Source organism: Tenacibaculum sp. MAR_2010_89, from assembly GCF_900105985.1.
GTDB classification, from domain to species: domain Bacteria; phylum Bacteroidota; class Bacteroidia; order Flavobacteriales; family Flavobacteriaceae; genus Polaribacter; species Polaribacter halocynthiae.
The window spans coordinates 2,731,779-2,751,003 of the sequence record NZ_FNUB01000005.1 but is presented as its reverse complement, the minus strand read 5'-3'; the positions used below and the strand labels follow the sequence as shown (position 1 = coordinate 2,751,003).

At 29.2% G+C, this 19,225-nt stretch carries 10 protein-coding genes; 8 read left to right on the top strand and 2 right to left on the bottom strand.

All coding sequences use genetic code 11. The features are described from left to right. Window positions 1–49 precede the first annotated feature (49 nt). Complete coding sequence (locus tag BLV71_RS15435) at window positions 50–1,396, bottom strand: MATE family efflux transporter (protein ID WP_093871412.1); 1,347 nt, start codon at window positions 1,394–1,396, stop codon at window positions 50–52. 101 nt (window positions 1,397–1,497) lie between these two features. Here BLV71_RS15435 and BLV71_RS15430 point away from each other — a divergent pair, with 101 nt between their 5' ends. Genes BLV71_RS15430 through BLV71_RS15420 form a run of 3 tightly spaced genes read left to right on the top strand, consistent with a single transcriptional unit; the run spans window position 1,498 to window position 3,663 of the window. After that, the gene (locus BLV71_RS15430; protein ID WP_093871411.1) at window positions 1,498–1,890 is read left to right on the top strand and encodes an acyl-CoA thioesterase; all 393 of its coding nucleotides are present in this window, start codon (window positions 1,498–1,500) and stop codon (window positions 1,888–1,890) included. 32 nt (window positions 1,891–1,922) lie between these two features. Then, window positions 1,923–3,041, top strand: a complete 1,119-nt coding sequence (locus tag BLV71_RS15425) for a DEAD/DEAH box helicase (protein ID WP_093871410.1) — start codon at window positions 1,923–1,925, stop codon at window positions 3,039–3,041. Window position 3,042: 1 nt separating this feature from the next. Beyond that, window positions 3,043–3,663 carry a trimeric intracellular cation channel family protein gene (locus BLV71_RS15420; RefSeq protein ID WP_093871409.1) on the top strand — a complete coding sequence of 207 codons (621 nt, stop codon included), beginning with the start codon at window positions 3,043–3,045 and terminating at the stop codon, window positions 3,661–3,663. Window positions 3,664–3,752: 89 nt separating this feature from the next. Here BLV71_RS15420 and BLV71_RS15415 read toward each other — a convergent pair whose 3' ends face one another. Next, window positions 3,753–4,184 carry a hypothetical protein gene (locus tag BLV71_RS15415; RefSeq protein WP_093872058.1) on the bottom strand — a complete coding sequence of 144 codons (432 nt, stop codon included), beginning with the start codon at window positions 4,182–4,184 and terminating at the stop codon, window positions 3,753–3,755. A gap of 316 nt (window positions 4,185–4,500) precedes the next feature. On the opposite strand from BLV71_RS15415, the gene BLV71_RS15410 reads away from it, so the two are divergent. The 5 genes from BLV71_RS15410 (at window position 4,501) to BLV71_RS15390 (ending at window position 19,210) form a co-directional block, all read left to right on the top strand. Beyond that, window positions 4,501–8,808, top strand: coding sequence for a glycosyl hydrolase family 18 protein (locus tag BLV71_RS15410; RefSeq protein ID WP_176974417.1), 4,308 nt, complete (start codon window positions 4,501–4,503; stop codon window positions 8,806–8,808). A gap of 119 nt (window positions 8,809–8,927) precedes the next feature. Then, window positions 8,928–9,488, top strand: a complete 561-nt coding sequence (locus BLV71_RS15405) for a muramidase family protein (protein WP_093871407.1) — start codon at window positions 8,928–8,930, stop codon at window positions 9,486–9,488. A 275-nt stretch (window positions 9,489–9,763) separates the two neighbouring features. Beyond that, entirely contained in the window at window positions 9,764–12,211 is a 2,448-nt protein-coding gene (locus BLV71_RS15400; protein WP_143032802.1) for a hypothetical protein, read from the top strand. Between the two features lie 20 nt (window positions 12,212–12,231). Further along, window positions 12,232–18,789: a fibronectin type III domain-containing protein gene (locus tag BLV71_RS15395; protein WP_093871405.1), complete on the top strand. Its 6,558-nt coding sequence runs from the start codon at window positions 12,232–12,234 to the stop codon at window positions 18,787–18,789. Then, the gene (locus BLV71_RS15390; protein WP_093871404.1) at window positions 18,782–19,210 is read left to right on the top strand and encodes a hypothetical protein; all 429 of its coding nucleotides are present in this window, start codon (window positions 18,782–18,784) and stop codon (window positions 19,208–19,210) included. The genes BLV71_RS15395 and BLV71_RS15390 overlap by 8 nt, the downstream gene beginning before the upstream one ends. Window positions 19,211–19,225 lie beyond the last annotated feature (15 nt).

The window sequence follows — 19,225 nt, the reverse complement described above, 5'->3', positions numbered from 1 at the left end:
GAACGTTCCAAATGTACGAGTTTTTTTAATATGATAAAAAAAGATAATGTTAATTATTAATTTTTAAGTTTAAACGAATTTCTCTTTGCAAGAAAAAATAAGTAATTAGAGTAGATAAAATATCTGCTATAGGAAAAGAAATCCATACGCCATTAATACCATAAAATTTAGGCAAAACATATACTAATGGAATTAAGAAAAACCCTTGTTTTAATAAAGTTAATAATAATGCAGGTAATGCCTTGCCTGCCGCTTGGAAATAAGCAGACCCTATAAGTTGCGTAGTAATTACAGGAGTTGCTAAAAAGGCAATAATTAAAGCATTTGGAGTTTGGTTTAATAATTCTTTATCATCTGTAAAAATACCCACTAGCTGAGAAGGAAATAGCATTATTAAAATAAAAATAAATGTAGCAATACCTGTACCAAATATAATAGATGTTTTAATAGACTCTTTAACTCTTTGTGAATCATTAGCGCCATAATTATAACCTGCAATAGGTAAAAAACCTTGAGTAACCCCAAGTACAGGGAAAAGTGAAAACATCATAACTCTATTAATTATACCATAAATAGCTATAGATATTTCACCCCCATATTTAAATAATGTAAAATTTAAAATGATAACAAGAACACTAATAGTACCTTGTCTAATTATTGTAATACCACCTAAAGAAACAATTTCTTTTAAAATGGAAAAGTCAATAATAAAATACTTTGGAATGATCTTTAATTCGGTATTTTTTGAAAGAAAAAACCATAAAATAAATAGTCCGCTTACAGCATAAGAAATTGAAGTAGCTAAACCAGCACCGTACATGCCTAAATTCATAAATTTAATAAAAATGATATCTAGTAAAATATTTGCTATTGCAGGTAAAATTAAAGTAAACATAGCATAATTAGGTTTACCTATAGCTCTTGTTACTGGATTTCCCATCATAGCAAAAGCTAAAAAAGGAATTCCCCAAATAATGACATGGAAATATTCTGTAGCAGGAACTATAATGTTACCATTTGCACCAAATAATTCTAAAATTGAAGAACAATAAAGGGTACCAATAAAAACAAAAGAAAGGGATAGTACAACAGTTAAGCTTACCTGATTACCAAAAACTTTATAAGCTTTGTATGTGTTTTTTTTTCCTAAAGCTCTCGATATAATAGAGCTACCGCCAATACCAATACCCATTCCAATAGAAGAAATAAGAAATGCAATAGGTAAAACAACAGTAATTGCAGCAATAGCCATAACACTAATCCAACGGCCAACAAAAATTGTATCAACTATCATATTTAAAGACATTACTAAAATCCCTATCGAAGCAGGAATAGCCTGTTTTAAAAGAAGTTTACTTATTTTTTCAGTGCCAAATTTGTTAGTAATTTTATTCATATGTAGTTTTCAGTACTCGAATATCATGAATATTATGTTATAGTAGTAAAATGAAGATAAGATTTAAGTAAATATTAACATCATTCATGTAAGTTTGCTGCATGAAATTTTACGAGAATAAACGTGTTGTGTCTTCTAACGAAATAGATGAATATAATCATGTAAATAATGTAGTATATGTTCAGTGGATGCAAGAAATATCTAATGAACATTGGTCAATATTAATAAAAGATATTCCTAAACCAGATTATGTTTGGTTTGTAGTAAGACATGAAATAGATTATAAAAACCAAGCAGTTTTAGGCGACAAAATTATAGTAAAAACGTGGGTTGGTAAAACAGAGGGAATAAAGTCAATTCGTCATTTTGAAATGTATAGAGGTGAAACTTTATTAGTGAAATCGCAAACAACATTTTGCCTACTTGATGCAATTAAATTAAAACCTAAAAGGGTAACTAAAGAAATAACAAACTTACTTTTAGGCAAAAAATAAGCAATATCTTTGCAGTTATAAATAAATTAAGGATGACAACATTTAGAGAGTTAGGGATAAGAAAAGAGTATGTAAAGGGGTTAAAAGAGTTAGGAATAACTATTCCAACAAAAGTACAAGAAGAAGCGATACCTTATTTATTAGAAAATAATTCAGATTTTATAGGATTGGCTCAAACTGGTACTGGTAAAACAGCTGCTTATGGCTTACCTATTTTACATAAAATTGATGCATCAAAAAATACTATTCAGGCTTTGATTTTATCACCAACTAGAGAGTTGGTTCAGCAAATAAAAAAACAATTATTTAAGTTTACGAAATATGTTGATGATAAAATTTTTTTAGAAGCTGTTTATGGAGGTGAAAAAATTGATCGCCAAATAAAAAATTTACAAAGAACAACTCATATTGTTATTGCTACTCCTGGACGTTTAATTGATTTGATAGAAAGAGGAGAGGTAGATTTAAACGATATAAAAACACTTGTACTTGATGAAGCTGATGAAATGCTAAGTATGGGGTTTAAAGAAGAGTTGAATCGTATTTTAAAATATACTTCTGGAACAAGAAAAACATGGTTGTTTTCAGCAACTATGCCAGATGAAATAAGAAGTATTATAAAAAAATATATGAATGCCTCAGCAAAACAAGTAGAGGTGAATAAAAACTCATTAGTAAATGCTAATATCACTCATCAGTTTGTTGAAACCACAATTCCTGAAAAAGTAAATTTAATTGTTAAGTTCATAGAAAGAAGAAACTCAGAAAGAGGAATCATTTTTTCAAGAACAAAAGCAGGTGCTCAAAAACTAACAAAAGAATTGAAAGAAGAAGGTTTTTCTGTAGAAGCTTTAGAAGGAGATATGCAACAAAAGGAGCGTGATAAAGTTATGCGTGCATTTAAAAAAGAAAATTTACAAATATTAGTTTCAACTGATGTAGCAGCTAGAGGTATAGATGTACAAAATTTAGGGTTTGTTATTCATCATCAATTACCAGAAAAACTAGAGTATTATACGCATAGAAGTGGAAGAACAGCAAGAGCTGGTAAGAAAGGAGTTTCTTTAACTTTGATTCTTAAAAATGAAAGAAGTCGTATTAAAGAGGTTGAAAGATTGTTACAGATAAGAATTTCTGAAATTACAATTTAAAATGAATATAATTTATGCAATAGATATCATTGGTACGTTTGCTTTTGCTATAAGTGGAGCTCTGGTTGCATTAAAGAAAGATTTTGATGTTTTTGGAGTTATTATTATTGCTTTTGTAACTGCAGTTGGAGGAGGTATGGTACGTGATGTACTAATAAATGCGCACCCTATAAACTGGATTGGAGATATAAATTATATATGGACAATTTTAACAGCTGTTGCTATAACTTTTTTATTTAGAAGTAGAATAGCACCCTTGCGAAAAACTATGTTTTTGTTTGATACAATTGGTATAAGCGTTTTTACTTTATTGGGCTTACAAAAAGGATTATCATATAATTTACACCCATTTATAGCTTTAGTAATGGGAATGGTTTCAGCAGTTTTTGGAGGTGTAATTAGAGATGTTTTAACAAGAAAGGTACCTTTAATTTTTAAAAAGGAAATATATGCATCTGCTTGCTTAGCTGGTGGTGTAGTGTATTTAATACTTGGTTACTTTAATATAAATGAAGATATTCACTTTATTATATCAGCAACAGTGATTATTATAATTAGAACAGTTGTGGTTAAATATGAGTTGGAGCTTCCAAAAATAAAAAATGATTTATTTGGTAAATAGTTGTTTAGTATTTAATCTATAATGGCATCTTTTATCAATAAAAAAACAGTAATTTAATTACTGTTTTTTTATTATAAGTTATTTTTTATTTAAGATATCCAGCCTCGATCAATACTTTTTTTAGTATAAAAATATAAGAATACTGCAACTACGATTACCATAATGGGCATTATTACTACACCAGGTCCGTAAACTTCAAGAGCTTTACTTAAAAATACATTATAAGTCATTTGAATAATTATAGCTATTAATGAAATTAAAAATACAATTAAGGCTAGTTTTTTTCTTAATAAGAGTAAAATACAACCTAATAAACCTCCAAAAACAGCTAATGCAAAAGCTGCCATTACCCATGAAGGAGTGTTTAGTACGATTTCTAAATGTTCCTCTTCATACATGGCTTTAAAAGCATCTGTTTTATAGGCTTGTTGAATATACGCATTAACACCCATAGCGTTCCATAAGAGAGCTATAATACCAATAATCCAAAAAAGAATATTAGGTTTGTTTGAATTTGTCATTTTTTTAAATTTAGTTAGTTTTTCTAAAACTACATATAAAGAATTGATAATCAAAATTTAATGATAATTTTACTTAGTTTATTGTTAATAAATTACAGAGGTGAATATTAGAAAAAATTTACAATAAAAATTAGAATATATAAAAGTATTCGTGAATAAAAAAGTGTAATAGAGTGTTGTTTTCGAGTTGTTTGTCGATTTTTTTTTTTGATGCTATCAATAAACTATAGCTTAAAAAGAAATTAATTTAAAAACTAAAAACTTTATGAAACCCTTCTCATTCGTTCGAGAAAAACTATCAATAGTTTTTCTTCTAATGACTACATTCTTGTTTTCACAAGTAAACACAGGTGGAACAGCAACAACGTCAAATCATCAAAAACAAGTTATAGGTTATATAACAAATTGGGATGCATGGAAAACAACAACAGCCGGAATTCCTGGACAAGGTGCTTTAACGCATCTAAATATTGATTACTCTAAATATACGATCTTAAATTATTCATTTTTTGGAGTTGCTAATGATGGTTCACTACATAGTGGTGATCATAGAAATAAGCAGATATATCAAAGTGGAGCTACACAAGCGCCTAATGATATTTTTATGAAAGATATTTATAGTAGTTGGGATATGCATATATTATTTGGAGAAATAGATCCTTTACAGCATATAAACGCAGATGCAAAAAGAAGAGCAGAAGCTCAAGGGTTCCAAGTTGAATTGGAAGGAACTACTTGGACGCATCCTACTTGGGGGTTAAGTGGGCCATTACCTTTACCGTTACACAAGGAAAGTGGTGCTCCTGGTTTACTTGAACTAGCGCATCAAAAAGGAGTAAAAGTTATGGCTTCTATTGGAGGATGGAGTATGTGTAAGCATTTTCCAGAAATGGCTGCTGATCCAGTAAAGAGAGCAAGATTTATTGAAGATTGTAAAAAACTTATTGCTACTGGTTTTGATGGTATTGATTTAGATTGGGAATATCCTGGGCCATACTCAGGTATGAACTTTACAGGTACACAAGCCGATTTTGCTAATTTTGAGAACTTAGTAGAAGAAATTAGAGTAGCTATAGGCCCTGATAAATTAATTACATCTGCCATGTCAGCTGACCCAAGGAAATTAGATGGTTTTAATTGGAATAAATTATCTAATTCAATGGATTACTTTAATATGATGACCTATGATATGAATGGTGGTTGGTCAAACAAAGCTGGGCATAATGCACCAGTATATCCATATGCAAATGCAGAAGTTTCTTTTTTTAATTGGCAAGCAACTCTACAAAAATTAGTAGATAATGGTGTCCCAAAAAATAAAATTTGTTTTGGTGCTCCATTTTATGGTAGGGGAGTAGTAACTGAAGGAGCTGCTGATTTAAATGCTAAAACAGTTAAAAAGGCAGTAACAATTCAACCAGATGGCCCTATACAAACAGCTTCTGATTATACTAATTGGAAGTTAGAAGTGTATGATGGTACTCCTAATTATTTTTTTATAAAGCAAAAAGCATTGTCTCCTAATAGTGGATGGACAAGAAAGTGGGATGATGAAGCTAAAGTACCTTATTTGGTTAAAGGAAATTTCTTTTTAAGTTATGATGATGAAGAATCTATAGGCATAAAGGCTCAATTTATAAACGATAATGAACTTGCAGGTACTATTGTTTGGACAGTTTATGGTGATCTTGAAATAAGTGGTTCAGCGACATCTTTTGGAACCAAATTGAAACGCTGGTCAAATGTAAAGTCGCCTCTTGTAAATAAAATGAATGAAGTTTTTGCTAATGGTGGAACAGGAGGAAATACTTCACCCTCAGTAAGTATAACTTCACCAAGTAATAATGCAACTTATGCAGAAGGAGATACTGTTACAATAAAAGCAAATGCTTCTGATAGTGACGGAACAATTAGTAAAGTCGAATTTTTTAATGGATCTACAAAATTAGGAGAAGATACTACTTTACCTTACGAATTTACATTAGAAAACATTGTAGCTGGGAATTATACATTAACTGCTAAGGCTACTGATAATGATAATGCTGTATCAACTTCATCAATTGTCACAATTGTTGCTAATGGAGCCGGTGAGAATTTACCACCAATAGTTAGTATAACTTCTCCTACTGATGATGCTATATTTAATGAAGGTGAAACAATTGAGGTAAAAGTTGATGCCACTGATAGTGACGGAACAATTAGTAAAGTCGAATTTTTTAATGGGTCAACAAAATTAGGAGAGGATGTAACAAGTCCTTATAGCTATAATATAGTAAATTCCTTAGTAGGAACATATACACTAACTGCAAAAGCAACTGATGATAAAAATTTAAGTGCTACTTCATCTGTAATAACAGTAAAAGTAAATGGAGGTACGGTAGATAATTGTAGTGGAATAGCTGATTGGTCAGCTACAATTACATATAATGGGGGAGAAAATGTTAAATATAAGAATGTTAACTATCAAGCGAAATGGTGGACAAAAAATCAAACTCCAGATACACATACAGGTGATGGTCAACCATGGAAGAAGATAAAGGATTGTACTGGAACTGGTGGAGGTGATAATGTATCTCCAACTGTAAATATAACTTCACCATCAACTAATGCAACTTTTAAAGAAGGGGCGACTGTTGAAATTACTGCAAGTGCTTCTGATAGTGACGGAACGGTTAATAAAGTCGTGTTTTTTAATGGAACTACAAAATTAGGAGAGGATACAACAAGTCCTTACAGTTATACCATAACTAACGCCTTAGAAGGAACGTATACATTAACAGCTAAAGCAACTGATGATAAAAATGCTTCAACTACATCTATAGTAGTACAGGTTAAGATTGAAAAAGATAATACTGGAGGAACTGGTTGTGATGGAGTAACACAATATGCAGCTGGAACTTCATATAATCAAAATCAAGAGGTGCAAAATGGAGGAGATAAATTTAAGTGTAATGTAGCAGGATGGTGTTCATCAGCAGCAGCTTGGGCTTATGCGCCAGGAACAGGAGCTCATTGGCAAGATGCATGGGCTAAAGTAGGAAGTTGTAGTTCAGGAAGTAGCCCAGAGGTAAGTATTACATCTCCTGTAAGTGGAGCTGTATATACGGTAGGTGGTTCAATTACAATTAATGCTTCTGCAACTGATGATGGAAGTATTTCAAAAGTTGAATTTTTTAATGGAACAACAAAATTAGGGGAAGATACTAGTAGCCCATATTCATATACGGTAGCAAATGCACAGGCAGGTAAATATATATTAACAGCAAAAGCTACTGATAATGAAAATAATTCTACAACATCTTCTTCTGTTGTAATATCAGATGGAACACAAACTCCAATATCAGGAAAAATATTAGTTGGTTATTGGCATAACTTTGATAATGGCTCAACAATTCCAAAATTAAGAGATGTGTCATCTAATTGGGATGTTGTTTGTGTAGCGTTTGCAGAGCCAAAAACAGGTAGTAAATCTGATATGAAATTTTCCCCATTTAGTATTTATGGAGGAAATATAAATGAATTTAAAAATGACGTGGCTATTTTACAAGGTAGAGGTCAAAAAGTATTAATTTCTATAGGAGGAGCTAATGCTCATGTAGAGCTAAATAATGAAACAGATAAAAATGAATTTGTTGCATCAATGACAAGTATTATTAATACATATGGCTTTGATGGTTTAGATATTGATCTAGAAGGAAATTCTCTGTCTTTAAATTCAGGTGATACGGATTTTAGAAACCCTACAACACCAAAAATAGTAAACCTTATTCAAGGTACTAAAGAGGTAATAAATAATGTAGGAGCAAGTAAATTTACATTAAGTATGGCTCCAGAAACGGCATATGTACAAGGTGCATATGGAAATTATTCAGGAATCTTTGGAGCATACTTACCTGTAATACACGCTTTACGTGATCAAATGGATTATATACATGTACAACATTATAATACAGGTTCAATGTTTGGTAGAGATGGTAAAATATATCAACCAGCTACAGCAGATTTTCATGTAGCAATGGCAGAAATGTTAATTACTGGGTTTAAGGTAGCACAAACAGGGTTAAATTTTCCAGGATTAAGATCAAATCAAGTAGCAATAGGTTTACCAGCTGAACCAAGAGCAGCAGGAAGTGGATATACATCAGAAGCTATAGTTCAACAAGCATTAGATTATTTAATTAAAGGTACATCGTATCCAAATAGAACTTATACTACTAGTACTACTTATCCTGAATTTAGAGGGTTAATGACTTGGTCTATAAATTGGGATTTAGCTAATAATTCTACTTTTTCTACAAGCCATAAGGCATATTTTGATTCTTTAGGTCAACAACTTAGAAAATCACTAACAACTAAGCAAGTTTTAAGTGAAGAAGAAGTAAAAGTATTCTCTAACCCAGTAATTAATAATTTAATAATTGTTGATTTAAATATGAGAGAGGCTAATATAAATTCTGAAATTGAGGTGTTTGATATTAATGGTGCTGTAGTTTTTAGAGAGAAAACAAATTTAAATACAAGTAAAAAAGTATTTAATGTTAGCTCTTTAAAAAGTGGTTTATATTTTTATTCTTATAAGAGAAATAATAAAAAACATATTGGTAAATTTATTAAAACAAATTAAAGGCAAAGCGTAATTTTGTTATTAACCCCATATAGGTATATATACTTTGTGGGGTTTTTATTGTTATAATGTAATAGCTTAAAGATTAGTATATTTGATGAGAGTTAAAGAGAAGAATAATGAGGAAAACTTTTTTAATATTTTATTTACTACTATTTATTAGTAATTATACGTACGCTCAAGAAAGTAAATTGCCAAAAGGGTGGGATAAAATTTCATTGAATGGTAAAATAGCTTATATGAATTTAATAACTGGCGATGTATCAAAAGTTTTACCAATTAACCCAGCTACAAAACCTCAAAAAAAGATAAAGGTTGAATATGACCCAACAATAACTCATATAGTTCTAAAAGGAGAAACATTAAGTACAATTGCAAGAAAGTATAATCTAAATTTAGGGAAGTTATATCAATTAAATAGTTTGGAAAACTTTGATAAGATTGAAATAGGTGATGAGATAGTGGTGGGCTATGAAGATTTAAAACAAAAAAAAGAAGTTTCATCTATTGATGAAAAATCAACGGTAGTTAATGTTGAAAAAATGAATCATATTGTTGGTTCTGGCGATACATTATATAGTATAGCAAAACAATACGGAAAGTCTGTAACTGAAATTAAAAGTATGAATAATTTAAAAAGTAATACTATTTTTATTGGGCAACGTTTGTTTATTGAGTAAGTTGATATCATAAAATACTGTTAAAGGTAAAATTAAAGTGTAACTATTGAAAGAGCAGGTCGTCTTATAATTGATTACTTAACATAACAGTTAGTGATTAGTTAGTTTTTAATAGTTGATTTAAAAAGGCTCAAGTGTAAAACTTGGGCCTTTTTTTATGAAAATTTTATTGTTAAAGAAATGTAAATTTTTTTTAACTAACTAGTTTATTTTTAGAATAAAAATTGTTTTCTTTGCGTATCAATTAATTGCTGAAATTGGAACTAAAAAAAACGTTGTACATTTTTGTACTATTTCCCTTTATCGTTTTTAGTCAAAACTTAGAGAAAATAGGTAAATCATCAATCTTTAAATTAACAGGTGGTGTTGGAGTTAACTCAGTTTTTTATAGCGGAGACTCTAATAGAGAACCTTTTACTTATTTTTTATCAGGAAATATTAATTTGAATATAAGTGATGTTTATAATATCCCTTTATCATTTTCTTATTCTAACAGTAAATTTCAAACTAATAATCCTTTTTCTTTTAATAGGCTTAGTTTACATCCAAATTATAAATGGGTCACTGCTCATATTGGAGATGTAAATATGTCTTTTTCTCCTTATACATTAAGTGGGCATCAATTTACTGGATTAGGACTTGATTTGTCACCTAAAGGAAATTTTAAAGTAAGTTTAATGTATGGAAGACTTTTAAAAGAGAGAGAGTATAGTACAGAAAATTTAAATGGAGAAGCTAACTATAAAAGAATGGGATATGGATTTAAAGCTTCTTATAAATTTGATAAATTCTCTATTGGAGGAATATTTTTTAAAGCAAGTGATGATTTAAGTTCGTTAAAAGAAAGAATACCTGTAGAGAAAAATATTCAACCAAAGGACAATACTGTAATTAGTGTTGATGGAGAAGCAAACGTTATTAAAGGGTTAAAAGTAAAAGGAGAAATAGCTTTTTCTGCTTTAACAGAAGATATAAGAGCAGGAGGAAAGAGCGATGGGTTCATGTCCTTTTTATTAAATTCTAATGTAACAACCCGTTATTATAAAGCATTTAATTTTAATTTTGTTTATCAAATAGGAAAAGGAAGTATAGGAGTAGGTTACGAATATATAGATCCAAACTATCAAACACTAGGAGGTTATTTTTTTAATAATGATTTAGAAAACATAACAGTAAATGCATCCCAACGTATATTTAAAGATAAATTAGCTATTACTGTAAATGCAGGTTTACAAAAAGATGATTTAGATGGAAGTAAAGCAACTCAATTAAAAAGATTAGTTAGTTCTATTAACTTAGCTTTTGATGCAAGTAAAAAAATGAATATGACATTAGCATATTCTAATTTTCAATCTTATACTAATATAAAAAATCAATTCGATTTTATTAACGGAGTATCTCAAATTGAACAAGAGTTAGATAAAGCTAATGTGTCTCAAATATCACAAAATGCAAATCTTAATGTAAACTATATCCTTAAAGATACAGAAAGTTCTAGACAAAATATTAATGTAGGATTAACATTTCAAGATGCAGTAAATGAGATTGATGGTAAAGCTAGCAATCTGGATAAGTCAACACTCTATAATGGTAATGTAGTATATACAATAGGGTACCCAGAGTCTAATTTAAATATATCTGGAGCTTTAAATGGAAGTTATAATAAGGTAGCTGATAATAATAGTGTCATAATAGGGCCAACAGTATCGGCTAATAAAAGTTTTTTAGAAAAAAAACTGAAAGTAAATAGTTCATTAGGATATAATCAAAGTATAAATAATGGAGAAAAACAAGGCGACATTACTAACTTCAGGATTAGTGGACGCTATATTTATAAAAAACGACATAATTTTAACTTAAACACGCTAGCTCAATTAAGAAGCTCTTTAAATAATTCAAAAAAAGATTTTACAGTAACTTTTGGTTACACTTATAATTTCGGTGTTTTTGATTCGAAGAATATAAAATTCAGAAAAAGGAAAAGGAGAGTACGTCTTAAAAAGAAAAAGCGAAAAAGAGTTAAAAATGATGCTATTAATTTTAAATACAGAGATTCTATTTATAAAGGATCAATTGAAGATGTAGATCAAAAAATAGCAATATTATTAAACTCTTCAATTTTTAAAGATTTGCCTTTAAAGAGAAAGAGAAAGTTTAATGATAATAGAATTGAAATTGCTAAAGAAGATAATAAAAAAGCGTATAAAATTAAAGCAATTCAATTTTTAAAAGCACTATATGACTCTGAAAAAAGCTTGAGTATCTATTATTCTACTTTGCATGGTGTTTTAAATGATTTATTAAAAGATGCTAATAGATTAGATTATAGAATGGAATTAGAATATTTAAAAGATAAAAAAGAAGCTATAAAACATTCATTATATAATAAGAGTAAAGAGGATAGAAAAGAATATTCTAAGTTGTTACAAAAAGAATATAGTGAGATTGATAAGAAATTAAAAAAATCATTAAAAAAATTAGTAACTCATAGATGGATTGTTTCAAAGCTGAAGAACTATAAAACCCTAGAAAGTGTTAAAAAAGACAAAAACTATCTTAATCAATTTTATAAAAAATTTGGAAATAGAGTTTTTGAAATGATTGAAAATGATGATGATAAATCAAAAATAAAATTATATTTGTTAAAAAATAGTATTGAGTTTTTAGCAAATGAATCAGAAAAAAATATAGATAAAAATAAACTTCAACTAAAGTATCTATAAAAACTAACTAACCCTATTGTATGAAAAGAATATTACCCCTAATCTTTGCATTATTTTCACTTGTAGCTAATTTATATTCACAACAGTATCCAGTAACTATAGTACCAAGAGTTAGTGCGCCTGCTCCAGTGAATTTTTATAATTATGCAGATGAAACAAGTTTAAATAGTCCTATAACTGTTCAAATATTTTTAAATGATATAACTGTTAGTAATAGGCAAATTCGTTTACGAACCTATTTTGAAGGAGGAAATATACAATTTAGAAGTAAAGATTTTGTATTAGGTGCTGAGAACTTGTATTTAGAAGGTGGAGTTCCTTTAACTTTAAGAAATCAAGAGTTAGCTCCTTACTATAAATATGAGAATATAGAAGGTATAAATACAGCAACTTATGCTCAAACAATACCAGAGGGAAGTTATAATTTTTGTTTTGAAGTATATGATTATTTATCAGGAGCAAAATTGTCAAGTAAAAAATGCGCTACTGTTTTTATCTTTAAAAACGAACCTCCAATATTAAATTTACCTTTTAATAAGGCAAATATTGAACCTCAAGATTTTGAAAATATTGTTTTTCAATGGACGCCAAGACATATAAATGTTAGTAATGTTGAATATGAGTTTGCATTAGTTGAGGTATGGGATAATCATATTGATCCTAGAACAGCATTTTTATCACAGGCTCCAATCTATGAAACAACTACCAGAACAACTACTTTAGTATACGGACCAGATAAACCGTTATTATTACCAGGAAAGAGGTATGCATGGAGAGTACGAGCGAAAGCATTACAAGGATTAGAAGAAATAGGGCTTTTTAAAAATCAAGGATATAGTGAAGTTTTTTGGTTTTCAAGAACAGCTCCCTGTCAAATTCCTGAAGATGTAAATGCAGAGGCTAAAGGAACATCTAAAATAAATGTATTTTGGAATCAAGATCCAACAATACATTCTGAGTTTATTATAGCATATAGAGAAGCTGATAAGCAAGATGCTCATTGGTTTACTAAAAGAACCAATAGTGGTTGGGCAACAATTTGGGGATTAAAGCCTGGAACAACCTATGAATATAAAGTAAAAGGTAAGTGTGCATATCAATACAGTGAGTATTCTGATTTGCAAAGAGTTTCAACAGATATCATTCAAAATGAAGATGCGAATTATCAGTGTGGTATTGTACCAGATGCAGTTGCTATTAGTAATAGAGAACCACACCCAGGGTTAAATATTGGAGATCAAATAACAGCTGGAGATTTTAAAGTAACAATTACTGAAATGCAAGGCCAAGCAAATGGTGTGATTTCAGGAAAAGGTTTTGTAGCGATTCCTTATTTAAAATTCGCAAAATTCGGTGTTACATTTAGTAATATTTTGGTGAATTCTTCTAATCAATTAGCAGAAGGAGAAATTGTAACGTTATATGATCCAGAGTTTGGAGAAGGAGCTTCAATGACGGTTGATGTAGATGTTAATATTTCAGAAGGTGTTAACGGTGATAATGGTGTACTTGAAGACTCTGTTACTGTTGATTTTATTGTAGATTCAATAGAAATAGATGCTAACGGTGCTATTGTAGTTACCGGGACTAACGGGGAAACCGCAGTAATACCTGGAGACGATGATGTTGATATTATTAGCTCAAATGGAGATGTTTGGTCTGTAGGAGAAGATGGAACAGTTACTCAACAAGAAGGAGCAGAAGGAGGTGCTGTGACAGATACAAATACCAATGGTTTAGATTCGAGTGGTAATGTAAATTCTATTACTGCTTCTGGAGTGTCAGTTGTCTTTGAAAACTCTGGATACTATCATTTTGATGAATTACCTAATGGAACTTCGACTAAGTTTGAAAAAGAATATAAGGTTTTAGATAAAAGCGGTAGTAAATATAAAGTAGCGTATAAAGCTATATCTGATACTAATGGAGATGACTTTATAAATGCTAAGGTAACTATTAATGATAGTGACGTAAAAAAAGAAGATCTTGTTTTTAAAACTAAAGATGGGGCTAAAATAGAAGTTACTAGTTGGAATGGTGACATTGCAAAGTTAAAACTTAAAAGAAAGTACCATTATGCAGATGAAGAAATTTTTGCAGTTATCAAAAATAAAGATGATAAGTTTGATGTTGCGGGTAGTGTAATACTAACACATTTAGCATCTGATAAATTAGAAACTATAAATATAACTTTAGTACCTGTTGGGATTAGTGAAGTAGATTCTAAAGTAAAAGAGCAAGTAAAAGATATCTATAGAAAAGCAGGTGTACGATTAAATATTCAAGAGGTTGATGAGGTTTCACCAGAGCAAATTTATGGATGGGATAAAGATAAAGATGGTAGATTAAAAGTAGGTGATAGCTCAGTTTTATCGCACTATACTGATGAAGAAGCTGTATTTAATAGTTATATCAAAAAGCAAAATTACTACAGTAAAAAGACCTATTATGTTTTTGTAACTAATGTACCCGTAAATAAATCTGACGTAGAAGGATTTATGCCATTAAAAAGGCAATTCGGATTTGTGTTTACTGCTAATGCAAAAACTGTTGAAAAACAAACAAGGACACTTGCTCATGAATTAGGGCATGGAGTTTTTGGATTACAACATACTTGGGATGAATATAAGTTTCCTCAAGGAGCAACAAATTCTTTAATGGACTATGGAAATGGTACTGTTTTAAATCACTTAGATTGGAAAAAGATGCATGCTCCTGGTATCAAAATTTACTGGTTCCAAGGGGACGAGGATGGTGAGCACTATGTCACTCAAGGCTATTTTAAGAAGCTTGATTTTGGGCAAAATACAGATGAGGCTAAAACTTTTAGTTTCTTTACACCTTCAGGACAGATATTAATATTACCTAATAAAGTAAAAGAGGTAACTAAATACTATGGTTATTACGGAACTAGTTTGCTGAATGATATAGGAAAGTTTGATGAATTTATGAGTATTGTTCCAGGTACTATATTATCTTTTGTAATAGAAGATAAAAAATATATGGCTGACATTTATGATAGTAATGGAGGTTATAAATTAAGAGGTTATAAAGCATCAGATGGAACATTCTATAAGGTTGAAAGTAATGGTATTACGCCTAATGAAAAGAACATTCATAAAGCAATGTTATTTGGGGTAGAAAAATTAGAAGAAACGGGATACCATATTTTACAGATGAATACAGCTTCTGGTTATTCAGTTTTTAAAAATGATTCAGATGTAATTAATATTTTAGATTTTAAATATAACTATAAAAATATTCTAAAAAAGAAGAAGTTAAATATATCCAATAGTTCAATTAAATTAAATCAAAATTCAATAACCGAAGAAGGAATTAAATGGACGTTTATTGATAGTAATTATGAAAGTCAGGATAATGTTTTTTTAATTTACAATAAAATTTTAGAACTAAAATCACTATACCCTAGATTTTTAACTCAGATTTCAAATAATTTTGGGAAATGGAATAAGAATAATATCTGTAATATAGGTAGTTTAAGTACTAAATATGAAAGGAAATTATTAAATAAGTTTTGTGAATTACAGAATAAGCATTATGATTTCAAAGATGAATTGGTGAATGAATTGCCGAAAAGTAAAAAAGAGTGGGGAGAAGACTTTTATAGATTTCTAAATAGTAATATAAATGATTTAGCAAATGATGTGGCTAAATCAATAGTAGAATATAATCAGTTAACTCCCGAAGATAAAGTTAAAGAAGATAAAGTAAATAATATAGCTAAGGTTATAAATTTAGCATCCCAAAATGATATTAAACAACTAAATTCAAGTGCAGTTTTAAGAATAATATCAAAGTTTGTAAACCTTAATTATACTCAAGAAAGTGATTATCCTAGTAGAGATTTTGAAGGAGCTATTTTAAAATTAATACAAAATTCAAATGCGAATATTTATAAAGAATTATTAATAGGAATAGAAGGGAAAAATAAATACTCATCAGAATATTTATTTGAGCAAATGTTTAAATCCGTTGATGATGAAACTAGTTGGTTACTTTTTAAAACTGGTAGCCCGAACCGTTTAAAATTAATGGGAGTTTTAACAGAAATGATGTTAAACTCTAAAGATTTTTATGATGAGAGATTAAAAGAAGCATACAATAATTTAGGAGAAAGGGTTTTTATTCTTGAATACAATAATATATATAAATCATTAGGTAAAACGTTGCTGTATGATGTTGCTTATGGAGAACATTGGAATAAAAATTTTAAAGACAAGCAAAGTAGTTATGATATAGATTATGATTGGTTTTCTGATGATTTAGAGATTTCAATAAGGCAACATAAACAATATGGGTGGTATGAAACAGATACTAATCCAGCAATAAAATTAAAACCATTTGATTTAGTTGTATTTATTAATAATTCAAATTTATCAAATGTTAAAGGATTAATGAGAAACCCAAGATTAACGGATGTACCATTACCTTCCTTATCAGTAGTATATTCTTCAGATGCTGCTTCTGGAGAAACAATAGATCAGTCATTAAGTGCAGTTATAGATGTAGCATCTTTATTGGCTTCAGGAGGAGCGATTACTGCAATTAAAGGTGCTACTACAATGCATAAAATGCGAAAAGCTTTTTTAATTGCTGACATGGCTAGTAGTGGTTTATCCATAACTGCAACAATGGTTTCTGACTATGAAGAAAATGATAAAACAAGAAAAGTTTTATCTAGTTTATCTGCAATAACGGGAATTATATCTATGGGAGATTTGACTTTTATTAGGAATAAAAGTTTAAAAGATAGATTTAATATATCAAAAACGTATGTAGATAGGGTAAAAGATTTACCTACTAAAGAAAAGGTTGAGGCAGTAGTAGAAACATTACATAAATTTACGGCTGCTGAAATGGAAGCTTTCATTAAAGCTTATCCAGATGATGCGGATAATGCATTATCTATTGTCATTAAATATTTAAAAGATGCTGTTAACTCTAATGAAGCCTCAAGGATAGTTGAAGGAAAAGAAGTATTGAAGAGAATGTCTAGTGCTGCTAAATCACTTAATGTTTCTAATGATCTCTCTAAAATAAATAAGTTAACAACATCTAAATCGATAGATCTTTCAATGGATAATATTGATCAAATGGAAGTTTGGTTTGATTTAAATGATAATGTAGTTAAAACTAGTGCTAAATCTTTTGCAGATGAGATACCAAGTTCAAGTAATAATTTATATGATGTAACAACTAAAGAAGGATTGTATATTAAATTTGATGTTAATGATGGAAGAATCTTATTAGGAGATACTTCTGGTAAATATCATGCATTTGGGCAAGTTAATCCGTCGGATTACGAAAAAATAAAAATACAGTTTAAAAATAGTGAAGAAGCTATAAAAAATTACTTTTTAGCCAAAACATCACAATTACAAAGATTATCAGGCCTTACTAAAAGGCGTTTAAAAATAGGGGGTACAGATATTTTTCTCTCAGAAAATAAAGTTTCAACAATATTAGGAAGATTTATGCCAGATATTAAAGGGTTGTTTGATGATTTAGGCTCTTTTAAAAATATAGGCTTGGGAGAAGTAAAAGGAGGGGTGAATTTATTAAATAGACCAGATAATTATTATGAACCTTCAACTTGGTGGGTTAAATATAATGAACCTTGGTTAAAAAAAGCTATTGATAGGGGAGATGACATAATATTGGCAACTAAACCCACAAAAAAAACTGATTTAATTGATGCTAGTGGAAACCTAAAAGGAGCTTTTTCGCAAGAATTAAAGTTTTTGGTTGATAAAAATTATAAACCTAAAAATATATCATTAAATGATTGGAATAAGTATAAAAATTGGTTCAAAATTTCTAAATATGAATCTTTAGGTCTTACAGGTTTAGTTAGTGAGTTAGAGAAGTTAGATGAGGTTACTAAATTAAGATTTTTTGATGATTTTATAGATGCTTCAGAAGTAACATTAAAAAAGTTAGATACAAATGTTGAGTTAATCACATATTGGAAATTTAATTCAGATTTGTTTAGGAATAAATCATACCCTAATGCACCTAATATTGAATGGGATATAGCTAAAAATAAAATTTTAGAAAATAATGATCCTCATGAAGTAAAAATATTAGAAGGAATAATTGAACAAGAAAAAAAACAGCCTTTATCTAATAAAAAACCTGTAATGTCCGGAGCTTATTCAGATATTCTAGGAAATGAAGTAGTTGTGAAATACAATTTATCAACAGCAGAGAAAAAAACTTTTAATTTTGATGAGTTGGATCCAGTAATTAAAGAACATATCGCATACATGAATTTAATAAGGGAAGATTTGTTAAATGGAGGTAAGTTATATGAAAAATTATATAATGCTGTACCTAAAAATAAATTAATAGCAGCAGGAGAAGCTGCTTCTCATGCAGAAGTTTTGGCTATGAATGAAGTTATTAAAAAGTTAAGAGAAGCTGGAGAATTTAATTCTAGACAGGATTTATATAAAATAAAAGTTTTGGTTAAAGGAAAAGGGAATTGGGGTAATATGTGTAGATGCCCCCATTGTTTTCACTTAACAAATGGAGTTAAAATTATAGGTAATGAGTAAGCAAGTTAAGATTTCAACAAATAAAAGTAAGTACGTATTTAATTTTTATGATGAGTTATGGGTTTCTGAAATAATTACATTTAAAGAAAGTTTTAGTTTTGAAATATATGGTTTGTCTTTTGATAACATTTGTATTACTAGAATTTTGGAATTTTTAGAGAAAGATTCTTTTTATAAAATTAAAAATAAAGGTAAAGAAGTTTTGAATTTGTTAGCTATTCATTTTTGGGGTGAAGAATATAAAGACTCAATTTTTGATTTTCAAGGTATAGTTGTTGATTTAGAAAGTGAAGAAGAATTGGGAGATTTTCAATTATATTATCATATGATTTCAAAATCTAATGAGTTTGAAGATTTTGCTAATTGGATTTTAGATATAAAAGATTTTAAAATAACAGGTGCTAGAAGAAAACAACTTTAAAGTTGGTATCCACTT